This window comes from Streptomyces sp. NPDC059718, assembly GCF_042733315.1.
GTDB lineage: Bacteria > Actinomycetota > Actinomycetes > Streptomycetales > Streptomycetaceae > Actinacidiphila.
The window spans coordinates 1-24,120 of the sequence record NZ_JBHWGA010000082.1 but is presented as its reverse complement, the minus strand read 5'-3'; the positions used below and the strand labels follow the sequence as shown (position 1 = coordinate 24,120).

The window sequence follows — 24,120 nt, the reverse complement described above, 5'->3', positions numbered from 1 at the left end:
GGCGGCGGCCTGCCTTCACTCCCCGCCGGTCGAGGGGGAGTGACGGCAGGCCGCCGGGAGCGTTTACGACAGCCGGAAGTAGTCGATGTTGAAGCCGCCGGTCTCGCAGAAGAGCCTCACTACCTGGTCTCCCGCGGCGAGGCTGACCGGCACGTGCACGGACTGGTAGGAACCCCAGCCGCCCGTGTCCGGTACGGTCACATTGGCCAGCGTTGTGCCGCCGGCGTCACGGAAGGACAGCGCGCCCGGGACAGCCGCACCGGTGCCGGTGGCGACGCGCAGTTCCAGGTCGTACGTGCCGTCCTTCGGCACGTCGACGGCGTAGTCCAGCCAGTTGCCGGTGGCCGTCCACCCCACGTTCGCGCCCCCACTCGCCGCAGGGTTGCTCTCGATGAAGTTGGCCCCGCCCGTCGTCCAGCCCTGCTGGTCGGCGTACGACTCCGCCTCGACCCGGACCCCGACCGGCGCGCTGTGCGGCCGCACCGTCACGTGCAGGTTCACCTGCGTGTGCGCGGCGCCGTCCGTGACGACCACTATCACATCGTGCTCGCCGGCCACGGTCGGGCTGACCGTCACCACACCCGTGACGGGGTCGACGCTGAAGCCGTCCGGGAGGTCGGTCGCGTAGAAGGCGAGCCAGTCGCCGTCGCGGTCGGTCGCCTTCAGCGGCACCTGCGCCGTCCCGTACTGGTCCGCCACCACGGCGGGCACGGCGTCCACCACGGGCGCGCTGTTGTGCGTGCCCCGGGGTATGTGCTGCTGCCACCGGTACGTGGCGTAGGAGTTCGCCGGGACCTTCACCACGAACGACTTGCCGGCGAGCACGACCCGCACCGTGGCGTCCGTGCTGTTGCCGTTGCCGATGACCGCGGTGAACCCGTCCGCGCCGTGCCGGTAGACGACGTTGCTCACGCCGTGGTCCGTGGTGCTCGACTCCAGCCGTACGTCGCCGGGCGTCAGGTACTTGGCGAACTGCCCCATGGTGTAGAGCTCGTCGCGGACCGTGAAGTCCTTGGTCGTGGTGTTCACCTTGACCAGCCGGTCGGGCCACTTGGTGGTCGCGGCGACCTCGTTCCAGTCGATGTTGTTGTCCCGCGCGGGCGTCCAGTGGAGCGTGCCGCCGTCCTGGTCGGTGGTCTGCGCCCACATCACGTAGGAGCTCGCGTCGAGGCGGAAGTAGTTCAGGATGGTGGCCGCGGACAGGTCGCTGGTCTCGGTCATGTGGACCGGCTTGCCCGTTTGCTCGAACGCGTCGCGCATCACCTTCGGGTCGCCCCAGTAGGGGTGGAAGGCCACGGCGTCGGTGGCGCTCAGGACCTGCCGGCCGGTCACGGAGCCGTCAGGGGCGTCGTTGAAGATGCGGTAGTAGTTCTTCGTCGCGGTGCTGTTCGGGTCGCGCCAGTCCCAGAAGTTGAAGTCGTGGACGTACAGCCCCGTGTTCAGTCCGGCCTTGTGGACGGCCTTCTTGATCGCGACGGCGAGCTTCTGCTGCTGGGCGACACTGATGTCCATGGCCGGGTAGACCACGTCCATGCCGGGCTCGTTCAGCAGGGTCAGGGCGTCGACGCGGATGCCGTGCTTGGCGTACGCCTGAACGAACTTGACGTAGTAGCGGGCGAAGACGTCGATGCAGTCGTCCCGGAGCTTGCCGGCCTGGTAGTAGTCCGTCGTGCTTCCGGGCTTGAGCGCGACCTCTCCCGTGAACCGGTTGTTGGTCTTCATCCATGCCGGAGCGCTCCACGCGGACCCGAAGAACGTGGCCTTCGGGTTGTAGCGCTGGATCAGCTTGATGGTGTCGACGATGTGCAGGTCGATGTCGCGCTGGATGGAGAAGTGCTTCAGCTGGAAGTCGTCCGTGACGCCGACGGGAAGGTCGTCCTCCGACCAGAAGGGCAGGTGCTCGATGAGGTCGGGGCTGCCGATCGTGAGGCGGAACCGGTTCAGGCCCGCCCCGGCCTTCGGGTCGACGAGCAGCCGGATGGCCTCCTCACGCTTGGCGGGGGTGAGCTTCCAGAGATTGGACACGCTCGTCTCGTCCAGGGAGAACCCGATGCCCGAGTACTTCTGACGGGGGGTGCTCGGGTCCACGACGACGGTCGCGTCGGTGGGGGCTCCGGGGCTCACGGTCGGCAACGGCTGCCACGCGTGGCCCGCCCCCGTGGAATACGTGCCCGTCACCGAGGAGCCGTTGTGCGGTGCGGCGGCCGGGGCCGCTGACTCCGTGCCGACGAGAACGACCAAGGTGAGAGCTGCGGCTGCCCCGATGAGGGAACGTCTCACGATGTCCTACCTTTCTGGTGGGCTGTGCGGGTCAGGCACGGGCTCGAACCCGTGAGCGCTCACGCCCGGCCACTGACGGTGGCTTGGGAGATCGCGCACCCTGGGATCCCGTGCAGGCCCCGCTGTCGCTGACAGGGGTTCGTTCCGGACGGCTCCGCCCCTCGCAACTGGGCTCTGTGTACGGGGCGTTCCGCCCACGCCTCGCTGCCTGCCCGGGGTGTCTCCCGAGTCCCTGAGCCGGCTCCGGGGCGCGTCCAAGTCGATGGGGATGAGGACGATGGGGTCGGGCGGGGCCCGGCCCGGCGCGCAGTGCCCGTGGCAGCTGTCCGCCCCCGCGCGTGCCGATAGGGGCCGGGCGGCGTACGGGGTACCTCTCCTCCCTCTTCCCTCCTCCTTCCTCCGGACGCGAGCAGATCGAAACAGCTTGTCGATGTTCTGTCAAGACATGAATTAAGGCGTGAGGAAAGTGGCCGCGTGCCTGATCGGTGAGATCTCGGAGGTGCGCCCGTGGAGGTATGGGATGCGGGTGCGGCGGCGCCAGCCTCCTGTGAAATGCTCAACTCGGCCCGATTCGGGGCTGGTTGAGGTTCGCTACGATCACCGCGACGTGCCCCGGAGCGAAGGAGGACCCCATGACCGACCGGTCCGTGCACACCGTGGAAGTGCCGTTGGGTGACGGCAGCGACGACGTGGTGCGGGTCCAGGTCCGCGAGGTGGACGAGGGGCTCGTCCGGGTCGGTCGCGGCAGCCGGGCCGTGCCGCGGGCGGAACGGACCCTCGGGCAGATGCTGGACACCGTGCGGCCCGTGGCCGACAGCTTCGTGGGGCGCTTCCGCGGGATGGTGAACGCCCCCGACGAGGTGACCCTCGAGTTCGGTGTCTCCATCTCCGCCGAGGCGGACGTCGTGATCGCCAGCACCGCCACGGCGGCCAACTTCGCGGTCACACTGACCTGGAACAGAGGTGACCGCGTGGACGGCAACGGCGATACCCCATAAGGCAGTTGGGCATACCGGGAACCACGGCGACGCGGAGGCCACAGTGACGGCTGCTGTAACGGGGACGGGTACCGGATCGCGCAGTCCCGAAGAGGCACTGGCCGCAGCCGTGGTCCGGGTCAAGGGCCCCGACGGCGAACTCGCCGGCGCCGGCTTCCTCGTCGCCCCCGACCTCGTCCTGACCTGCGCCCACGTCGTGAATGACGCCCTCGACCGGCCCCGCGAGCACGAGGTGGCCACAGGCACCGAGGTCCTCGTCGACCTGCCCTTCGCCGGGGGCGGCAGCGCGGCCGCGGTCGAGCGCTGGGTGCCGGTACGGGAGGACCAGACCGGCGACATCGCGGTCCTCCGGCTGCGCGCCGCGATACCCGGATCCCACCCGCTGTACATGGCCGACACCGAGCAGGTGTGGGGCCACGACGTACGCGTGCCGGGCTTCCCGTACCGCTCCCCGGGCGGCGTCTGGCACTACGGACGGCTGCGCGGCGCCACCGCGGAGGGCTGGGTGCAGCTCTCGCAGGCGGATCCGCACGGCGTACCCGTCGAGGAGGGATTCAGCGGCAGCCCGGTCTGGGACGAGCAACTGCGCGCCGTGGCCGGGATGGTCGTCGTGATCCAGCCAGGCGGGGTGCCGCAGAGCTATCTGATGCCCACCCGCACGCTCGTCGCCGAACTGCCGGAACTGGCGACCGTGGTCCGTCCGGCCTCGCCGTTCCGCGGCCTGTCGACCTTCCAGGAGGGCGACGCGGAGGTGTACTTCGGCCGCGAGGACGACGTCGCCGACGTCACCGCCCTGGTCGCCGGCTCGCACCCGTGCGTCACCCTCGTCGGACCCTCCGGCTGCGGCAAGTCCTCGCTCGCCCGCGCGGGCGTGGTGCCGCGGCTGCGGGAGCGAGGCCATGTCGTGCTGATGGTGCGCTCCGGTGAGGGCGCCACCCTGCGGGCGGCGCTCGCCTCGGAGCTCGTCACGGCCCTGCGTCCCGGACTGCGCGGAGCCGCGAGGGTCCAGGAGGTCCGGCAGCTGGAGGAGCTTCTCGCCGAGCGCGGCCTCATGGACGCCCTGCGCATGGCCGGCGGTCAGGGCGAGCAGCGGCTGCTGGTCGTACTCGACCAAGGCGAGGAACTGCTCGCAGGGCCGGACCCCGAGATCGAGGAGGCCGTCCGTCTGCTCTTTCCCGAGCGCCATCCCGACGGACTGAGAGTGCTGGTCACCCTCAGATCGGACTTCACCGACGCGGCCCTCAGCCACCCGCTCCTCGGCCCCGCACTCGGCCGCGGGCAAGTGCGGCTGCTCGCCCCCATGTCCCGCTCGCGGCTGGAGCAGGTGATCCGCAGCCCGCTCCGGCTGACACCTGCCGTGACGTACGACGACGGGCTCGTCGAGCGGATGCTGGACGACGCGGGGGACGGCCCCGGTGCGCTGCCACTGCTGGGCTTCGTCATGGCACAGCTGTGGGACGGGCAGATCGGGGGACGGCTGCGATTCGACACCTACCGTGAAGTAGGCGGCGTCCAGGGTGCGCTGGGGCTGTACGCCGAGACCGCCTGGCGAAGTTGCGTGGGCGAGGCGGACGAGGCCGAGGCCATGCGGCTGCTCACCGACCTCGTCCGGTTCCTGCCGGGCGGCGATGTACCGATGCGCAATGCCCTGAGACAGCAGGACGCGGGGGAGGCACGGTGGCGGATCGCGACCGCGCTCGCCGAGCGGCGGTTACTCGTGCTGCGCGGCGGTGGCGGTGAGGCGGTGACCGCCGAGCTCGCCCACGAGGCACTGATCGGCGCCTGGAAGCGGCTCGAGGAGCGCGTGCGGCAGGACCGCGAGTTCCTGGCCTGGCGGGCGGAGCTGCGGCACGACGTGGAGCGCGGGCAGCTTCTGGAGGGCGAACAGCTCACGGAGGCGGAGCAGTGGGTGACGCGCCGGGGTCCCGTACTGACCGCCACCGAGCGGCAGTTCGTCGACAGCTCGGCCGCGAGGCGGGTGGCGCAGGAGGAGCGGGCACGGCGGCGGGTGCGGCAGAAGCGCGGGGCCATCGGCGCACTCGTCGTCGTGACCGTGCTCGCGATGGTCGCCTCCGGGCTGTTCTTCTGGCGCAACGCGCAGCTCGACGGGCAACTGCGGCAGGCGGCCTCGAAGCAGCTGGCGGCGCGGGCCGCACAGCTCGACGACGTGTCGGTGATGACGTCGGCGCTGTTCTCGGGGGCGGCGTACCGGACCGCCCAGACGCCCGAGGCCCGCACCGCGCTGATCAGCCAATATCTGCGGCTGCGCCATGTGGAGCGGGTGGTGTGGGACAACCACGCCCCGGTCCGTGATGTCGCGATGAGCGAGGACGGCGACCGGATCAATGTGGGCATGACCTCCGGCGACGCCGTCGGCCTGACGCTCGGCACGGACCAGGTGCACCGGAACTGGCTACCGGCGGGATCGCGGATCGTCGCGCTCTCGCCCGACGGGCGCATGTCCGCGCGGGCCTCGGTCAACGGGAAGGTGTCCGTTGGAATCGGGCCGGACGGCGAGGGCAAGTGGCGCACGGTGGTCCTGCGGGACCTCGACGCCGTACGGAAGAACGCCCGCGCGCCTGCCGACCTGCGCTTCGATGCCACCGGGCGCAGGGTGCTCGTCGCGCTGCCCGGCGAAGGGGTCCTGGTCTGGGAGTCCGAGAGCGGCCGGCGCGTGGGCAAGGCGCTGCGCGCACCGAAGGGATGGGAGACGGCCCAGGCGTGGTTCGGCCCGGAGGGGAGGGTGATCGGCCGCATCATCCAGGAGGGCGCGGCCGAAGGCGCCCAGGGCCGCCTGGTGCGCTGGAACCTCGCCGACGGCCGGCTCGACACGGCGACCTGGGGAACGGACCTGACCGGTGCCGTCACGGTCAGCGGAGACGGCCGGACGCTCGTGCGGTGCACCCAGGACGGGGTCTTGCAGTCCTGGGACCTGACCGGCCGGCCGAAAGTGCGCCATCAGTACAGCACGCGGCAACTGGGGCTGGTCTGCCCGCTGAACGTGCCGCGCCTGGACCGGACCGGCCGGTTCCTCGTCAACCCGGTGCAGCGCTTCGGCGCCTCGCTCGGCAGGTTCCGGTTCCTGGTGTTCGACCTCGTCCAGGCACGCGCCGGCACCTTCGACCTGCCCGCGCCCGCACAGCAGGACGCCTCGTTCACCGGCGAGAGCCAGCTGCCCGAGGTGTCACTCACCGGACCGCCGGGCAAGCTCCGGGCCGCGGTCGGCATCGCGGGGTCGGTGATGGTCGCGCGCGTCCCGGAGCCGTCCGCGTTCGACACCACCATGCTCACCGCCCGGATCAGGACCGTCGACGCCGACCACAACCGCGTCATCAGCGTCGACACCGACGGCAACGGACTGCGCCTGTGGGACCTGCGGACGCACCGGATGCTGGCCGCGGTGCGTCCGTCCCGTCCGCTGGCCGCCCTGTACGCCGCGTACAGCCCGGACGGCACACGGGTCCTCACGACGGCGGCGGACGGCAGCACCGTTCTGGTCTGGGAGGTGGGCGGGAGCACACTGCGAGAGCTGGACCGGATCGATCTGCCGCGACCGCCGGACCTCGACCCCACGGACCCCGACCCGCGCTCCGGGCGCACCCCGGCCTGGGTCGACGTCACCTTCGACGGCCCGGACCACGTGGTGATCTCTGGGCTGTCGTACGTCGAGCGATGGGACCTGGCCCAGGGCCGGGAAGTCGGCACGGCCTACCGGCCCAGGGCCCAGGAGCCGGCCGAGGTCTCGATCGCGGCCGCCGGCACCTGGGCGGTGGCACGCCCGGGCCACGGGCAGGCGGCGGTACGCACCCCCACCGGGAGATCCGACATCGTGATCTGGGACTTCGAAGAGGGCCGGGAGGTCGGGTCGCTCGACGTCGGGGCGTCCGACGCCGCCAAGCAGTTCGGCTTCGACCCGACGGGCCGGTTCCTCGCGGTGCTGACCTACGACGGCGCCGTACGGGTGTGGGACATGGACAAGCCAGGCAAGGACAAGTGGCTGGAGCCGCTGACGTACCGGGGCGTCCAATGGCTGAGCGCCTTCTCATCGGAGTCCACCCTGAGCACCCAGAGTACGCAGAACGAGTACACCGCCTGGGACGTCCGCGGCGGCACCGAGCGCTACCACTTCACACCGGGGTACGGAGCCACCGCCGACCTGACGGCGGACGGCGCGTCCATGGGCCTGGTCGACGGGTCCGACGGCTACGTCCTGACACTCGACCCGGAGCGATGGCTGGACAAGCTGTGCGCGGTGGCGGGGCGCGGCCTCAGGGCGGGGGAGAAGGCCCTGACCCCGCCGGGCAGCCGGACGGACCACGTCTGCGACTGAGCGGATCGGTGCGAGGGAGCCGCAAAACCCGAGGCAGGCGGCCCCGTCGCACACCGCCCCGTTCGACAAGGTCCGGGCCGGTCGGGCGACGCCTGGTGGTGCGCAACGACGACCATCAGCCGCGGAAGGTCACCGCGTCGGCCGGCACCGCCAGCCGGTCGTCGGCCACCGTCGACCGGCTGGCCGCGCAGTGGCAAGCCGACCACCAGGTCCTCAGGGACCGCGACCTCTCACATACGGACTCGCCGGCGCCCGGCACGCGGAGTGACCAAAGACACCCAGCGGCCCCCCGGCCGGGCGGAGCGTGGAGAATGGCCGGGCCGCTCCGGGCCGTCGTCCCGAGGTCGAAGCGGGGACAGCGTTCGTGGTTGACGAGAGGCCCGGCGACATGGGTGCACCACCATTGCTAGAGCTCAGCGGCGTCAGCCGGGTCTACGGCAAGCGCACCGCGCTGGCCACCATGAACCTGCGGCTCCGGTCCGGGAAGTGCGTGGCGCTGCTCGGCCACAACGGCTCGGGCAAATCGACACTGCTGCGCATAGCGGCCGGCCGGGACAAGCCGAGCACCGGCACGGTGAGGTTCGACGGCAAGCCGATGAACGAGAACGACCCGGCGGTCCGGGCCCGGGTGGCGGTGGTCGGCGACACCGCGGCCTGTTACCCCGACCTGACCGTGCGCGAGCATCTGCAGCTGGTGGCGGTGGCCCACGGGGTGGAGGACGCAGGCGACTGGATCGGCCACGTCATGGCCGAGCGGAAGCTGACCGACCACGCCGACGCGCTGCCCGGGGCACTGTCCTCCGGGCAGCTCCAGTCCCTGCTGCTGGCCTCCGCGATGGTCCGGCCGCGCGACCTGCTGCTGCTGGACGAGCCGGAACAGCGACTGGACCCCGGCGCGCGGCGGCAGCTGGCAGACCTGATCAAGAAGGAGACCGCAGAAGGCGTCGGAGTGCTGCTGGTGACACACCACGGAGAGCTGGCCCGGGCGGTCGCCGACCGGGTGCTGGTCCTCAGCGACGGCAAGGTGGTGGCGGACGGCCACCCGGACAAGGTGCTCGCCACCGGGACCGACGGACTGACCTGGCTGGCCGAGAACCCGGACGGTGCCCGGTGACCACCCTCGCCGAGGAGACCGAGGAGACCGGGGAGCACGCCGCGGCCTGGTCCGACGAGGACGACTGGACGCGGGAGACGCTGCGGCTGGTCCGTGACCTGCGCACCCCGCACCGCCGCAAGAGGACCGGCCAGATCGCCTACACCGTGTACTGCGTGGCGCTGATCCTCGCGGTATGGGGAGCGCTGCCGAGCATGGGGCTGTTCCTCGAGAAGTCGATGGGCGCCGACTACTCCGGTCACGGACCGGCGATCCTGGCCGCGCTGCCGGCCGGGTCCTGCGCGCTGGGGCTGGGATGGCTGCTGGTCGCGGCCTGGGACGCGCAGTGGCGCGGGCCGGTGGTGCCGCCGCGAGAGACCGTGGACTGGCTGCTGGCCCAGCCGGTGGACGTCGCCCGGGTGCTGCGGCCGTGGTTCTGGGGGTCCGCCGCGATCTCCGGCGGAGCCGGGCTGCTGGTCGCGGCGATCGGCATGGTCGCGCTGGGCCTGACGGTCGGTGTGGGGCTGCCGGCCGCGTTCGGCTGGTGCCTGCTGGGCGGCTGCGGTCTGCCGCTGCTGGCGACCGCGCTGGCCATCGCGGTGGAAGGCAGCGAGCGGGTGGCCCGCTGGGCCCGGCTGGCCACTCCGTACGTCGGTATGGCGGTGCTGGCGCTGGTGGCGCAGACCGTGCTGGCGGTCAGCGGCGACCGGCTGCCGGGACTGGAACGGGTGGAGCTGTGGTCCGGGCCCTGGGGCTGGGCCGGGCTGGCCGCACTGGCCCCCACCCCGGCCGCGCAGCCGGGCGGCTGGGCCGCAGGCATTCTGCTGGCGGTGGTGGTGGCCGGCGCGCTAGCCGCGGCACACCGCTTCACCGGGTCGCTGGCATTGTCCGCGGTACGGCGGCGTTCGCGGACCGCGACCGGCGTGATGGCCGCGCTGCGCACGGTGGAGTTCCGTACCGCGCGACAGGCGGTGGCCGGGGTCACCGGCGGGGGCCGGTCGGCACGATGGCGGTTGCCGGCGCCCCGCCGGGCGGAACTGGCGGTGCCGTGGCGCGACACCCTCGCGTTGCTGCGGACTCCGGGCCGGCTGGGCCGGGCGGTGGTGCTCGGGGCGCTGGCGGTGCTGGGCGCGGTGCTGGCGGCCTCAGCCCACCGCGGGACGGGCGTGGCGGCGGCGCTGGCCTCACTGGTGTTCGGCTACTGGTCGCTGACCCAGCTGATGGAGCCGGCCCGGGTGGAGACCGACGACACGCGGCGCGGGTCATGGGCGCCGTATCCCTACCGGGACCTGATGCTGCGGCACACCGCGGTGCCCGTCGTGCTGGGGCTGGTGGGCGCGCTGGTGGCGGCGGGGGTGCTGGCCGCGGAGGGCGCCGGGGCCCGCGCCTTGCTGGCACCGGCCCTGGTGCCGCCGCTGGTGGGCGCCTCGCTGGTCAACGCCTGCCGGGGGGCGACCAAGCATCATCTGCTGATGTCGTCGGCGCAGTCTCCTACGGGCAGCATGGGCCCGGTGCTGTTCCTGGGCTGGTACGGCGCCGGGGCGCTGGCGGCGGTGGTCACGCTGGTCGTCCCGTTCCTGACCGGGCTGCACTCCGGCTCGGCCGCCTCGATCGTCACCGCTGTCGTGGCCAGCGGCATGGTGACGGTGATCATGGTGCGCTGGGCGGTCACGCGGATCGGGAACCTGACGGCTCCCTTGGCGGACTGACAGGGGTGCCGGTGGCGGCCCCTGACGGGGGGCCGAAGCCGACCGCACCGCCGCCCCGGCCAGGGTGAATCCACCCTGGCCGGGGCGGGATGTCCGCCGGTGATGCTTGCCGCGGCCGTCTGCCGAGGCCCGGCCTCCGGCCTCCGGCCGCCGTACGCCGGGCAGCCGCCCGCCTGACGCTCACCTGCGGTGGGGGAGGCTCCAGTGGTGCGGTGCGATGAGCCGGCGGACGCTGTCCGGGCCCCAGGACCCCGGGGCGTAGAGCTCGACCGGGGGCGGGTTCTCCAGCAGCGGGGTGGACGCCTCCCACAGGCGCTCGATGCCGTCGGAGCGGGTGAACAGGGACTGGTCTCCCAGCATCGCGTCCAGGATGAGGCGTTCGTAGCCCTCGAGCGCGTGCATGGTGTTGAAGGAGTCGGCGTAGCCGAAGACCATCTCCGCCGTGCTCAGGCGCATGGCGGGGCCGGGTTCCTTCACCAGGAAGGAGGTGGTGATCCGGCCCGGGTCGTCGAAGTCGATCACCAGCGCGTTGCTCCGGGCCTCGGCGCCGCCCCGCGCGGCCAGCGGGAACATGCGCAGCGCCGGTTCGCGGAAGCCGAGCGTCACGACGTGCCGCGCCTCGCCGAGGGACTTGCCCGAGCGCAGGTAGAAGGGCACCCCGGCCCAGCGCCAGTTGTCGATTTCGACGCGCAGTGCGATGAAGGTCTCGGTGTCCGACGCGGGGTCCACGCCCGGCTCGGACCGGTACCCCTCGTACTGCCCGCGCACGACGTGGGCCGGGTCCACGGGCTGCAGCGACTCGAACACCTTCTCCTTCTCGTCCCGCAGGGACTGTGCCTGGAGTGCGGTGGGCGGCTCCATGGCGATGAATCCCAGGGCCTGGAAGAGATGGGTGACGATCATGTCCCGGAACGTGCCCGTGCCCTCGAAGAACTGCGCGCGGCCCTCGATGCTGATGCTCTCCGGCACGTCGATCTGCACATGGCTGATGTGGTCGCGGTTCCAGACCGGCTCGAACAGGCCGTTGGCGAACCGCAGGGCGAGGATGTTGTCGACCGACTCCTTGCCGAGGAAGTGGTCGATCCGGAAGACCCGGGACTCGTCGAAGACGGCGTGGATCGAGGCGTTGAGCGCGCGGGCCGAGGCGAGGTCCGTGCCGAAGGGCTTCTCCACGATCACCCGGGCGTTCTCGGACAGTCCGCTCGCCCCGAGCGTCTCGATCACGGAGGTGAAGGCGCTCGGCGGCACCGCGAGGTGGAACAGGCGCCGCGGGCTGCCCCCGATGGCCTGCTCGGCCTCCCGTACGGCGGCGAGCAGCGGCCCGGCGGCGCCGGGATCGCACGCCCCGAAGGACAGGGCGGCCTCGAACTCCTCCCACGCGCGGCCCTGGGGCTTCGACCGGCCGAACTCCGCGACCGCGTCCCGCGCGTGCTTGCGGAAGTCCTCGTCGCTCAGCGTGCTCTTGGCGGGCGCCGAGCCGACGATCCGGTAGCGGGCCGGCAGCAGCCCCGCCTTGGCGAGGTGGAAAAGACCGGGCAGCAGCTTGCGGCGGGCGAGGTCGCCGGTCGCGCCGAACAGCACCACCACGTGGTCTTCGGGGACCGGACCGTGACTGGGCGAGGGGGAACGATGGGACACGGCGCCTTCACCCGCTCTTCTCGGCGTGGCCGCCGAACTCGCCGCGCATCGCGGACAGCACCTTGTCGCCGAACTCGCCCAGTCCGCGCGACGCGTACCGCTCGGCCAGCGAGGCGCTGATGACGGGGGCGGGCACGCTCTCGTCGATCGCGGCCTGGACCGTCCAGCGACCCTCACCGGAGTCCGAGACCCGGCCGGTGAACTGGTCCAGCTGCGGTGAGCGGGCGAGCGCGTCGGCGACGAGGTCGACCAGCCAGGAGCCGATCACCGAGCCGCGCCGCCACACCTCGGCGACCTCGGCCACGTCGATCTCGTACTGGTACGCCTCGGGCTCGCGCAGCGGCGCCGTCTCGGCGTCGACGGCCCTGCGGCCCAGCCCCGCGTCCGCGTGCCGGATGATGCTGAGGCCCTCGGCGATGGCGGCCATCATCCCGTACTCCACCCCGTTGTGGACCATCTTCACGAAGTGGCCGGCGCCGCTCGGCCCGCAGTGGAGGTAGCCCTCCGGCGCGGTCCCGTCGGACCTGGTCCTGCCGGGCGTGGGCTCGGCGTTCCCGCGGCCGGGGGCGATGGTGCGGAAGATCGGGTCCAGCCGCGCGACCGGCTCGTCCTCGCCGCCGATCATCAGGCAGTAGCCGCGTTCGAGCCCCCAGACGCCGCCGGACGTGCCGCAGTCGACGTAGTGGATCCGATGCGGGGCGAGCTGCCGGGCGCGGGCCATGTCGTCGCGGTAGTAGGAGTTGCCGCCGTCGATGACGGTGTCGTCGGGTTCCAGCAGCGCGGTGAGCTCGTCGAGCGTCGACTGCACGACCCCCGCCGGGAGCATCAGCCACACGTTGCGGGGCGGCGCCAGCTTCTCCGCGAACTCCCGGAGCGAGGCGGCGGCCGTCGCCCCCTCCTTCTCCAGCTCCAGCATGGCGTCGCGGTTGAGGTCGTGGACGACGCATGGATGGCCGTCGCGCATCAGCCGGCGCACGAGATTGGCGCCCATGCGGCCGAGGCCGATCATGCCGAGTTGCACGGGTGAGTCAGTGGCCATCCGGTTTCCCCGTTCCTCGGCGGCCTCTACGGGCCGAAGGTCGTGTTGGCCCACGTCTCAGGGCGACTCCCTGGAAATCTACCGATGCGCGACATTTGGTGCGACGAGAGGAACGCCGTCCGCCGGCCGGGGTGCGACGGGCGAGGTCCGTCTTGACCTGCGGTCTCCTTGCGAGCCGGGAGTTCTGTCAGGTGCTGGGCGCGGACGCCGCGCTGCGCCGTCCCGGTGATGGGAGGGGGCCCTGAGGCGGTACCGCCACGTCCTCGGATCCGGCCGCCGCCCACCGGGCGGTCGGGACGCCCGTGGCCTCGGTGCGGTGCGCCCAGGCGTCCTGCGGCCCGCCGGTCCGCACCGCTCGCCGCCCACCCGGCGATGCGCGCCCGCCGTGGTCCGCCCCCTGGGCTGCGCCGGTTCGTGGGGCCATGGAAGATCTCGGGGCGAGCGGTGCGGAGCCGCTGGACCAGTACGTGGACAGAGCGGTGGCGGTCTCGCCGCCGCCCTGCCCGGCGGCGTGCGTCAGCGCGCGACGGCGCAGTTCCGCCAGACCGTGGCCAGGGCCCGCGGGATCTGCGGGATGGCGCGACAGCCGCTCTCGCTCGCGGGGAAGCCGTCGGTGGCGACGTAGGCCCAGTTGGTTCCCGAGGTGGCGCGGAAGTACTTCATGGCGCTGCCCTCGTCCTGCAGGTTCACCAGCTCGCCCTCGGTCGCGCCCTGGGTGGGCTGGAACTGGGTGGCCGCGTAGCGGACGGTGCCGCACTGGCCGAAGAAGAACCGCTGCGGCTCCGGCTCGATGTGCACGAAGCGCGGGAAACCGCGCTGGTACGCCCGCGTCACCGCGGCCTTGACCTCACCGCTGACGGTCAGGTTGCGGCAACCGGGGACGGAGGCGGGCGCCTGCCGGGTGCCGGCGGAGGTCGCGGGGGCGGTGGAGCGGGGCGAGGACGGCGGCGCCGTGGCCGAGGGCGACGTGACGGAGCCGGACGGCTGGGCCGAGGGGGAGCCGGAAGCCGATGCCTCCGCCGTGACCGACGCGTCCGGCGAAGGGGAAGTGGCCGCGGGGGCGGCGGAGTCGGACCCGGAGGAACCGGTGCACCCCGTCAGCAGCAGGACCCCGCCCAGCAGCGCAGCGGCCATGGGGACACCTCTGAATCCGGACAACGTGACGCTCCTCGCTGATTGATGAACCTCATGCGCACGGCCTCGGCCGACGGAGGCGGCGATCCGCTCACCCCTCACTACTCCGCCGGACCGCGGGTGGGTTGCACAGGCGGCCGGATCAACGATTGCGATTCCGCATACGCGTACGCCGTGCCGTCATATGTCGGGATCAGGTGACCGGCCCTCGCGGGGCCAACGGGACACCTTCCGCTGGTTGTTTACGTTTGCTTTACCTGCGTTCACTTCCGCTGACCAGGATCCGCCAGGGGCATGCCAGCTCTCGAGCTCGGCATGGCCTTCACCTTGTGGCGATCGGAAGGACAGCTGGTGATACGGCCAACACAGCGGCTCAGACGGCCCGGTGGCGGATCGGCGGGGCAACGGCTCGTGGGGGTGGCGCTCGCCGCGCTGCTCCTGCTGAGCGGGAACCTCACCGGGGCGTACGCCGAGACCGGGGCGGAGAAGCATCCGCCGGGGCACGACCAGCCTGCGGACGCCACGAGCCTGCCGGCGCTCACCCCCGGGGACGGCGCGTACCTGGAGGGCACGGAGAAGGTCGCGGCCACGCCCACGCTGGCCGGTGACTCCGTCACACGGCTCGCGGTCGACGGCAAGGCCGTCGACGCGGAGCGGACGGTCGGGACCTCCCGGCTCAGCTTCGACGTCGGGTCCAACTCGACGGAGGCCCGCTACCACAACCACGTCCTGGTCAACGGCGACTACCGCGCCGACATCGGCGACCTGGTCAACCAGCGCGGCACGATCGAGATCCCCAACGACGAGCTGGTCAAGGGCGAGAACACGGTCGAGATCCTCGCCGGCACCGTCGACAGCTCCTGCGGCACCAACTTCGACGACTTCGTGCTCTCCGACATCAGCCTGGACCTGCTCGGCGAGGTCGCGGACGGCGAGGAGAACGAGTACACGTACTCCTTCGGCGACGGCAGCTGCGGCACCAACACCACACTGCTCACCAAGGCCACGCTGACCTTCTTCGTCCTGGGCGACCCGCAGCGCACCACCGGCCTGCGCGCCGACCTGGACACCGCCGGGCTCGCCAACGGCCCGCACGCCCTCACGGCGACGACGACCTCGGGCAAGACCGTCAAGAACACCGTGACGGTGAACAACGCCCCCGCGGGCGCCCCCCGGCTGCTGCCCAAGGACGGCACGCTGGTGAAGGGCCGCCAGCCGGTCTTCGCGAACTTCCCCGCGGGCGCCGAGGGCGAGCCCACGACGCTCACCGTCGACGGCAAGGAGCCCGCCACCGCCGCCAGTCTCGGCAACGGCGCGGCCACCTTCTCCTTCGACGTCGGGTCGAACTCGATCGACGACAAGTACGACAACCACCTCCTGGTCAACGGCAAGCGCATCGACCTGGGCGGCACCTGGGTCAGCCAGCGCGTCGACATCGCCGTCCCCGCGCGCTTCCTGGTCCCCGGTGACAACACGATCACCGTCGTGACCAGCGCCTACAAGGAGAGCTGCGGCAACAACCGCGACGACTTCGACATCTCGGGGCTCACGCTCGCCCTCGACGGCGGCACCGTCACCGGCCACGGCATCGCCGACTCGTACGCCATGGGCGACGGCAGCTGCGGCAACAGCGACACCCGCCTGCGCGAGGCCGACCTGCACTGGACGATCGACGCCCCGGCCGTGCACGTCTCACCGACCCTCGGCTCCGGCAACGCGACCCTCGGCTTCACCGTGGGCACCAACTCGATCGAGGCCCGGTACCAGAACCACATCCTGGTCAACGGCCAGAAGCAGGCGCTCGACGCCGACTTCGTCAGTCAGCACGTCGGCCTGACGTTCCCCAACGAGTGGCTCGTCCCCGGCTGGAACACGATCGACTTCGTCACGGGCACCTTCCCGACCTCCTGCGGCGACAACCGCGACGACTTCGCCGTCTCCGACATCACCCTCACCCCGGCGAACGGCACCGCCGCCGGCCGGATGCTCAAGGGCTCGTACGGCCTCGGCGACGGCAACTGCGGCGACAACGTCAACCCGCTGACCGAAATCGACCTCGAGTTCTTCGTCGACGGCCCCGCCCAGGGCCTGTACGCCGACCTCGACACCGCCAAGACCGCCGACGGCAAGCACACCCTGGCCGCGACGTCGAAGAGCGGCAAGACCGCGACCCGCTTCCTGGTCACCGACAACTCCGCCCCCACGGTGGCGTTCAGCGTCCCTGCCGCCGGGCAGCGGATCACCGCCTCGGTCGTCCTCGACGTACGGCTCCAGGACCTGTCCGGCGTCGTGAAGGGCCCGGACGTCACGCTCGACGGCAAGCCGATCGAGCCCGGCGCCGCGGTGGGCCCCGGCCTGTCCGCAGGCGAGCACACGCTGAAGGTCTCCGGCACCGACGGCCTCGGCAACACCGGCACCCGAGAGGTGACGTTCACCTCCGCCGGCATCCCCGACGCCCCCGCCGACCTCACCCCGAAGTCCGGCACGACCGACGCGGGCGGCAGCGTGAAGCTGTCGGCGAAGGTGGCCGAGCCCGACGGCGGTGACGTGACCGCCACGTTCTCCGAGACCGAGATCATCACCCCGGACCACGTCTACCAGGGCACGGCCACGTCCGTCCCCACCACGCTCGAGGTCAAGGGCGAGAAGAAGGTCAAGGCCGCCGGCCTCGCACCCGCCGACGGCAGGACGCTGCCCGCGCCCGCCGGCCCGGACGTCACCTTCCAGCGGTACGACGTCAAGGTCAAGGGCCACGTGGACGCGCCGGTTCTGCGCTGGGAGGGCGTCATCGACCCCGAACGGCTCGCCGCGCTGCGCGTGTGGAACACCAGGACCGACGCCTGGGACGTCCTGACCAGCGCCCGCGGCGCCGTCGAGGGCAACACCGTCCTGACCGCCGTCGTCGACCGGAAGTACGTCGACCGGCAGCAGGTCCACGTCATGGTGACCGGCGAGGACCCGTTCGCCGACGACATCGACGCCGGTGACCCGGACCGCTTCGCCGACCCCGGCTCGTACGACTTCTCGATCGTCCACTACACCGACACCCAGTACCTCTCCGAAGGCGCGGTCGAGCAGGAGACGCCCGAGGAGCGCGCGGTGTGGGAGAAGGCGTACGGCGACGTCTCCCGCTGGATCGCCGCCAACAAGGACCAGCGCAAGATCGCCTACGTCGCCCACACCGGCGACATCATCGAGAACAACATCCGCAAGCCCGCCGACGAGGCCACGCAGCGCCAGATCACCGGCGAGCTGGAGGTCTCCTCCGAGCAGCAGAAGATCCTCGACGACGCCGGGATCCCCAACGGCGTGATCGCGGGCAACCACGACAACCAGTCGGGCACCGAGAACGGCCCCGGCGCGATCTACAACAAGTACTACGGCCCCGACCGCTACCAGGCCCTGTCCAAGGGCTGGAAGCACGCCGAGTACGGCGGCCCCTGGCGGCCCGGCGACAACCAGAACCACTACGACCTGTTCTCCGCCGGCGGCCTCGACTTCGTCGTGGTCGGCCTGTCCTACGGGGTCACCCGCGAGGAGGCCGAATGGGCCGACTCCGTCTTCAAGCGCTTCCCCGGCCGCAACGGCATCCTGCTCTCGCACGACTACCTCGCGCCGAGCGGCAACCCGGACGGACGCGGCGCCCCGTTCTCCGCGCCCGACGGCTCGATGCTCTACAAGACGGTGGTCCAGGACAACCCGAACGTGTTCCTGATCCTCGCCGGTCACGAGCACGGCGTCGGCACCAACGTGAAGCCCAAGGTCGGCGAGGTCGAGCACGACGTCGTCGAACTCCTCGCGGACTACCAGTTCTACACGGTCTCCGCGGACCGGCTCGGGCTCACCGAGATCGGCGGCTACCAGCCGGACGACCAGCTCCAGTTCGGCGCGAGCTTCTTCCGGATGCTCCAGTTCAACGTCAAGCGGTCGGAACTGACGGTGGACACCTACTCGCCGCTGCTCGACGAGTTCGGCGCCACCGAGTACGACACCGACCACCGCTACGACGGCACCGAGGACAACATGGTGCTGCCGGTCGACCTCACCAGCCGCAAGACGGCCTTCACGACCGACTCGCTGGCGCTCTACGACCCCGTGAGCGTCATCGGCAAGGCCAAGGCCCGTTCCGGCGAGGTCGCCTCGGTGACCTGGCGGGAGCTCAAGCCGGGCACGACCCACGCCTGGTTCGTCACGGTGCGCTCCACCGGCGGCGGCGTCACCGCCTCCGAGCCGAGCGTCTTCGTGACCAAGGACGCCCACGGCCGCCTCGGCACGTGGGGACCGGACGCGCCCGCGTACCCGTGGTTCGCGCCGTCCACCGGCCGGCGGTGACCGGCTGACACGCCGGTAGGACCGCAGGCCCGCCCACGCCCGCCGTCCCGGACCCGACCGGTCCGGGACGGCGGGCCGCCGCCGTTCATCCCCCCACCCAGAGGACCGACCCCATGCGTTCCACCACCGCGCCCCGCCTGTTCGCCGTGCTCCTCGCGGCCCTCGTCGCCGTGCTCGCCGCCGCCCTCGCCTCCGCCGCACCGGCCGCCGCGCACGACGCGACCTCGAAGGCGTACGTCGAGGTCAAGGGCGCCGGAAGCCACGTGGAGGCGACCCTCGACCTCGAGTACGACCTGCTCATGAAGTCGGCCTGGCTGTACGAGGAGGCGTACGGCGCGAAGGGCCGCACCGAGCAGCTGCACCAGCTCGAGACCAACGCCGACGCGGTGCACGCGTACGTCACCGGGCGCTTCGCCGTCGGCCACGAGGACGCCGCCTGCTCACCCCGCCCCGCCCGCGACGCGGACGTCCACACCCGCGGCACCCGCCCGTACGCCGTCCTCACCCTGGCCTACGACTGCCCGGGCGGCGCCGGCGGCACGTACACCGTCTCCAGCGCCCTCTTCCCCGACGCCGAGAGCTTCGTGCACAGCACGCAGACGATCGTCCACTACGACATCGACGGCCGGCGGGGCTCCCAGGTGCTGACGGCCGCCGAGCCCACCCTGGAGACCACCGGGCACCACGAAACCCGGCAGATCACGGACTTCTTCCTGCTCGGCATGGAACACCTGCTGTTCGGCCTCGACCACATCCTCTTCCTGCTCTCCCTCCTCATCGGCGCCCGCGGCCTGCGCGACGTCGTCCTCGCCGCGACCGCCTTCACCGCCGCGCACAGCGTCACCTTCCTGCTGGCGGCCATGGGCCTCGTCCACGTCCCCGGATCGGTCGTCGAGCCGGTCATCGCCGCCTCCATCGCCGCCGTGGCCCTCGCGGGGCTCCTCCTGCGCAACCGCGAGGCCACCGGCCGCTGGCGGCTCCCGGTCGTCTTCCTCTTCGGCCTCGTCCACGGCCTGGGCTTCGCGGGCGCCCTCGGCATCGACGAGAGCTGGTCCTGGGAGCTGCTGCTGTCGCTGCTCAGCTTCAACGTCGGCATCGAGGCCGTGCAGCTCGGCATCATCGCGGTCACGTTCCCCCTGCTGGCCCTGCTGCGCCGCACCCCCGCCCACCGCTGGGCGCTGCCCGCGATGACGGCTCCGATCGTGATCGTGAGCGTCTACTGGTTCTGCGAGCGGGTGGCCGTGCCGGCGTGACGGGGTGCGGCCGCGCGGTCAGGCCTCCAGACGGACGGGCATCAGGACCGAGAAGGCGCCGTCGTCCTCCGCCCGGCGGATCGTCAGGGGCGCCGTGGATGCGCCGAACTCCAGCACCAGCTGGTCCCGGGCCCCGGCGGCCAGCGCCTGGAGGAGGTACGCGCGGTTGACGGCGACGTCGTCCGGGCCCTCGTCGCCGTCCTCGCACACGCCCACCGTGCCGTCGCCCGCCACCGTGAGGACGCTGATGTCGGGGGACTTCCCGTCCTGCTCCCGCGTCTCGCCGGGGCGGACGGGTCCGGTCTCCAACGCGGTGCGCAGCGCCGCGACCTCGACGAGGACGCGCCGGCCCTCCGGCAGCCGCACGATGCGGCGGTAGTCGGGGAAGTCGTGGTCGAGACAGCGGCCGGCCGCCTGACGGTCGCCTGCCGCCAGGGCGACACGGTCACCGTCCACCGTGAGCTCGACGGACGCCTCGCCGCCGGCCAGGAGCGCCCGCATGGCGTCGGCGAGCGGGGACGGCACGACGACCTGCCGGCGGGGCCCGCCGTGCCCGGCGACGCCGGTCTGCGCGACGGCCATCCGGTACCGGTCGGTGGCCACGACATGGAGCGTCCCGCCGTCGATGTCGAACAGGACACCGCCGAGCACCGGCAGTTCGGGATCGGTCCCGGCGGCGAAGCGGACCGCGTCCAGTGCGGCGGCCAGGCCCGGGGCGGGGACGGCCAGGCGGACGGTGGCGGCGGCGAGGGGCGAGGACATGGGGTTCTCCTTGCGGTCGAGTAGTGCGCGGATCGCGGAGAACTCGACGCGGGCGTCGGAAAGCCCCCGCTCGAGGCGGCGCAGTTGCGCCTGCAGCAGTTTCCTGACCAGGTCGGTGTCGGCACTGGACCAGCCGGCCAGCACCAGGCGGATGTCCGCCAAGGGCATGCCGGTCCGGCGCAGCCGTGCCAGCAACCGGGCCTCTTCGAGCTGCTCGGGGCCGTACCAGCGGTAGCCGCTCGACGGTTCCACCCGGGCCGGGACTAGCACCCCGGCGCCGTCGTAGAACCGCAGCGCGCTCACACCCAGGCCGCTGTCCCGGGCCAGCTCACCGATACTGCGCATGTCGTTCTCCACACCCGGGACTCTGCCCCCTCCACCAGGTCGAGGGTCAACCCGCCTGCCCGGAGGGGCCGCCCCAGGCCCCGACCAGGCCCGCAGGTCGGCGGGTTGAACGGGGCGTGACGTCCGGCACCGGGGAGGGGAGGCGGACTTCACCCCCTCGTCACGCGTCCGCCAGGAGGCCCGGACACGATCGTGATCGTTCCCGCTCGCCGTCCCCCGGGAGGACCCCGTCATGCTGCGCCGGACCCTGTCCGCACTCGCCGTCGTCTTCGCGCTCACCGCCGCCACCACCGGCACCGCCGCCGCCACCACGGGCAAGGCCCCGGCCGCCGAGGGCCGCGGCGCGCGCGTGCTGGACGTGATGACGTTCAACATCCACCACGCCCAGGGCACGGACGACGTGCTCGACGTCCCGCGGGTCGCGGACGTCGTCCGCAGGAGCGGCGCCGACGTGGTCGGGCTGCAGGAGGTCGACAACCACTACTCCGCGCGCAGCGACTGGGCCGATCAGGCCGCCGACCTGGCGAAGCTGCTCGGCTACCACGTCGTCTTCGGCGCCAACATCGACAACGCGCCCCCGGCCGGCAGCGACCACCGGATCCAGTACGGCACCGCGATCCTGTCCCGCTACCCGATCACCGCGTCGGAGAACACCTGGCTGTACAAGTCGCCCGGCCAGGAGCAGCGCGGGCTGCTGCACGCCACCTTGAACGTGCGTGGCAAGGCCGTCCACTTCTACTGCACCCACCTGGCCGCCAGTTCGCAGACCGACCGCCTCCAGCAGACCCCGCAGATCGTGGACCTGATCGGCGACAAGGAGCCCGCCGTCCTCGTCGGCGACTTCAACGCCCTGCCGGACGCACCCGAGTCGCAGCCGCTGCAGTCCCGCTACACCGACGCGTGGGCCCGTTCGCCGCACGGCCGCGGCGACGGCGCGACCTACCCCGCCGAGGCGCCGACCGAGCGCATCGACGCCGTCTACACCACCGACGAGGTCAAGCCGCTCGTCACGCGCGTGGTGCAGGCCGACCCGACGGCCTCCGACCACCTGCCGCTGATCAGCAAGGTCCTGGTCACGCCCTGATCAGGAGCCGGGGCCCAGCCGTTCGACGACCGAGCGGAGCTGGTCGCGGTCGAGCTCGTACACCGTCTCGCCCGCCCGCGGGTCGCGTGCGTGCAGCACGTGGAACAGCGGGGCGTACGGACCGCCGAGGTCGACGAGGGTCGCCGAGGCCCCGCGTACCGCCCGCTCGGTGCCCTGCGGGCCGGAGAGGTCGATCCGGCTGAGGACGCCCGGGGTCACCCACACGGGGACCGACCCGAGGTGGCCGAAGAGCTGCAGGTGGAAGTGGCCGCACAGGACGAGCCGTACGTCCGTGCCGCGTACGGCGTCTGCCAGTTCGGCCCCGTCCTGCAGCCCGAGGGCCTTCTGGGTCGCGACGTCGAGGGTGACGGGCGGGTGGTGGAGGACCACCACGGATCCGTGGGGCGCGGGCTCGGCCAGCACCTCGCGGAGCCAGCCGAGCTGGCGGGGGCCCACCCGGCCGTACACCTTGCCGGGGACGAGCGAGTCGAGCGTGATGAAGCGGTGGCCGCCGATCACGCTCACGGCGGCCCGCTCGCCCTCCGGGGAGTCGACGACCGCGGTCGCCAGGTCGTCGCCGTCGGCTCCCAGGTGGCCGCTGCCCAGCACCTTGGCGAAGGCGCCGCGCTCGTCGTGGTTGCCGGTGCAGAACACCACGGGCGCCCGCCTGCGCGCGGCGAACTCCCGCACCATGTCGCGGGCTGCGGCGTAGGCCTCCGGGGAGCCGTCGTCGGCGACGTCGCCGCTGACGACGACGGCGCCGACGTCCGGGACGGAGTCGAGGGCGGCGAGCATTCGGCGCAGGGACTCCCGCGCGTCGATCCCGCGGAGGTTGGGCCCGTCGACGGGGCCGATGTGGATGTCGGACAGGTGAAGGATCCGCATCCCGACCACGGTACCCACCGCCTGACGTGACGTCACCGGGGCCGGGCGCGCGGCTCAAGCGTGCAGGCGGGTGCCTACTTCAGGGGTTCCAGGCAGAGCGTGAAGTCCCGGCCGGAGCCGCCCTGGGTGTACCGCCGGTACTTGTCGTCGCAGGTCCCGTCCGTCCCGGACTGCCGGTCGGCGACCTTGAACTGGGCCTTCGCGTCACCGCAGTCCACGATCTCGAACTCCGGGTCCCCGACGGAGATCACGCCCGTGGCCGCCGCGTTCCCGGCGTGCAGGCAGTCGCCCGCGTCGGCGGTCGCGACGCCCCCGAACCAGGTGGTGTAGCCGCCGTAGACCACGAAGCCGATCACGACGAGGCTGATCACTCCCCTGACGATGCCCTTGACGCCGATGCGGCGCCGGGGCGCGGGCGCCGGAGGGCCGGGCATGCTGTACGGGTTGCCGGCCGGGGGGCCGTACGGCGCGGGCGGCTGCTGGTTGTACGGGTTGGTTCCGGGCGGCGGTGGCGGAGTGCTCATCGCGGTTCCCCCTGGATCTCGTAAAGACAAGGTCAAGTAGCCGGTGGAAGTTACCACCGGGACCCGCGCGGAGGACCGGATCACCGGAAATCTGTGGCCTTGACGTGACCGTCGGCCACGTCGGCGACGCACGGGAGGCGCTCCGGGGTCCCGACCCCGGTGGACATCGCTTTTGTCAAGCCCCGAATTCCAGGGGCGTGACGCGACGCACCGGGCCGGGCTCAATGGAGGCATCGGTTCACGCAGAACGGGTGGCCCTCCCGGAACCATCCGGCTTCCCCGTCATCCCTCAGCAAGGAGAATTCTCATGGCCCGCACACCTCGTTCCCGGCGTCTGGCGATCTTCACGGCCTCCGCGGCCCTGGCGGCAGGGGGCGCTCTGATCCCCACCACGGCGTTCGCCGCCCCCGCGTCGGCGCAGACAAGCGCCGTGTCCACCCAGGCACCCCAGCAGCAGACGAAGACCACCGGCTACGGCGGCGACAGCGATTGCTGGGAGTCCGACTACGACTACTGGGAGTACACGGAATACTGGGACTACACGGATTCCTACGACTACTACGACGGGTACTGGGTGTACTACTGATCCACGGTTGCCCGAAGACACACGGGTGCCGGCCCGGCGGTGGAGACCCCCCGGCCCGCCCCCCGCCCCCCCCCCGCGCCACGGGCCCGCGTGCGCCGGGGGGCTGCCACGGCGCGGCCCCCCGGGTC

15 protein-coding genes are annotated in these 24,120 nt (G+C 72.1%); 8 read left to right on the top strand and 7 right to left on the bottom strand.

Annotated features, from left to right (window positions below; genetic code table 11):
- Window positions 1–63 precede the first annotated feature (63 nt).
- On the bottom strand, window positions 64–2,280 hold the full coding sequence (locus tag ACFV3E_RS44395) for a carbohydrate-binding protein (RefSeq protein WP_500541925.1): 2,217 nt from the start codon (window positions 2,278–2,280) through the stop codon (window positions 64–66).
- Window positions 2,281–2,912: 632 nt separating this feature from the next.
- Between ACFV3E_RS44395 and ACFV3E_RS44390 the strand changes: the two genes are divergently transcribed.
- From ACFV3E_RS44390 to ACFV3E_RS44375, 4 genes are all read left to right on the top strand, one after another.
- Complete coding sequence (locus tag ACFV3E_RS44390) at window positions 2,913–3,278, top strand: CU044_2847 family protein (RefSeq protein WP_500541923.1); 366 nt, start codon at window positions 2,913–2,915, stop codon at window positions 3,276–3,278.
- Between the two features lie 43 nt (window positions 3,279–3,321).
- The gene (locus tag ACFV3E_RS44385) at window positions 3,322–7,608 is read left to right on the top strand and encodes an nSTAND1 domain-containing NTPase (protein ID WP_500541921.1); all 4,287 of its coding nucleotides are present in this window, start codon (window positions 3,322–3,324) and stop codon (window positions 7,606–7,608) included.
- A 388-nt stretch (window positions 7,609–7,996) separates the two neighbouring features.
- Complete coding sequence (locus ACFV3E_RS44380) at window positions 7,997–8,722, top strand: ABC transporter ATP-binding protein (RefSeq protein WP_500541927.1); 726 nt, start codon at window positions 7,997–7,999, stop codon at window positions 8,720–8,722.
- Window positions 8,719–10,410, top strand: coding sequence for a hypothetical protein (locus tag ACFV3E_RS44375; protein WP_500541919.1), 1,692 nt, complete (start codon window positions 8,719–8,721; stop codon window positions 10,408–10,410). The genes ACFV3E_RS44380 and ACFV3E_RS44375 overlap by 4 nt, the downstream gene beginning before the upstream one ends.
- Window positions 10,411–10,590: 180 nt before the next feature.
- Here ACFV3E_RS44375 and zwf read toward each other — a convergent pair whose 3' ends face one another.
- The 3 genes from zwf to ACFV3E_RS44360 form a co-directional block, all read right to left on the bottom strand.
- Entirely contained in the window at window positions 10,591–12,048 is a 1,458-nt protein-coding gene (gene zwf / locus ACFV3E_RS44370; RefSeq protein ID WP_500541917.1) for a glucose-6-phosphate dehydrogenase, read from the bottom strand.
- A 7-nt stretch (window positions 12,049–12,055) separates the two neighbouring features.
- A complete protein-coding gene (gnd, locus tag ACFV3E_RS44365; RefSeq protein WP_500541915.1) occupies window positions 12,056–13,087 on the bottom strand; it encodes a phosphogluconate dehydrogenase (NAD(+)-dependent, decarboxylating) in 1,032 nt (343 codons plus the stop codon).
- A 516-nt stretch (window positions 13,088–13,603) separates the two neighbouring features.
- On the bottom strand, window positions 13,604–14,221 hold the full coding sequence (locus ACFV3E_RS44360; RefSeq protein ID WP_500541913.1) for a hypothetical protein: 618 nt from the start codon (window positions 14,219–14,221) through the stop codon (window positions 13,604–13,606).
- Window positions 14,222–14,515: 294 nt separating this feature from the next.
- Between ACFV3E_RS44360 and ACFV3E_RS44355 the strand changes: the two genes are divergently transcribed.
- Window positions 14,516–18,553 carry a metallophosphoesterase gene (locus tag ACFV3E_RS44355; RefSeq protein WP_500541911.1) on the top strand — a complete coding sequence of 1,346 codons (4,038 nt, stop codon included), beginning with the start codon at window positions 14,516–14,518 and terminating at the stop codon, window positions 18,551–18,553.
- 113 nt (window positions 18,554–18,666) lie between these two features.
- Window positions 18,667–19,806 carry a HupE/UreJ family protein gene (locus tag ACFV3E_RS44350; protein WP_500541909.1) on the top strand — a complete coding sequence of 380 codons (1,140 nt, stop codon included), beginning with the start codon at window positions 18,667–18,669 and terminating at the stop codon, window positions 19,804–19,806.
- Between the two features lie 18 nt (window positions 19,807–19,824).
- Here ACFV3E_RS44350 and ACFV3E_RS44345 read toward each other — a convergent pair whose 3' ends face one another.
- On the bottom strand, window positions 19,825–20,913 hold the full coding sequence (locus ACFV3E_RS44345) for a DNA polymerase III subunit beta family protein (protein ID WP_500541907.1): 1,089 nt from the start codon (window positions 20,911–20,913) through the stop codon (window positions 19,825–19,827).
- 232 nt (window positions 20,914–21,145) lie between these two features.
- Here ACFV3E_RS44345 and ACFV3E_RS44340 point away from each other — a divergent pair, with 232 nt between their 5' ends.
- Window positions 21,146–21,997, top strand: a complete 852-nt coding sequence (locus ACFV3E_RS44340; RefSeq protein WP_500541905.1) for an endonuclease/exonuclease/phosphatase family protein — start codon at window positions 21,146–21,148, stop codon at window positions 21,995–21,997.
- On the opposite strand, the gene ACFV3E_RS44335 is transcribed toward ACFV3E_RS44340, so the two are convergent.
- Together ACFV3E_RS44335 and ACFV3E_RS44330 are read right to left on the bottom strand one after the other, a co-directional pair.
- The gene (locus ACFV3E_RS44335) at window positions 21,998–22,882 is read right to left on the bottom strand and encodes a metallophosphoesterase family protein (RefSeq protein WP_500541903.1); all 885 of its coding nucleotides are present in this window, start codon (window positions 22,880–22,882) and stop codon (window positions 21,998–22,000) included.
- Window positions 22,883–22,956: 74 nt separating this feature from the next.
- Entirely contained in the window at window positions 22,957–23,406 is a 450-nt protein-coding gene (locus ACFV3E_RS44330) for an LppU/SCO3897 family protein (protein ID WP_500541901.1), read from the bottom strand.
- A gap of 307 nt (window positions 23,407–23,713) precedes the next feature.
- On the opposite strand from ACFV3E_RS44330, the gene ACFV3E_RS44325 reads away from it, so the two are divergent.
- On the top strand, window positions 23,714–23,992 hold the full coding sequence (locus ACFV3E_RS44325; RefSeq protein ID WP_500541899.1) for a hypothetical protein: 279 nt from the start codon (window positions 23,714–23,716) through the stop codon (window positions 23,990–23,992).
- The last annotated feature ends 128 nt before the right edge of the window (window positions 23,993–24,120 follow it).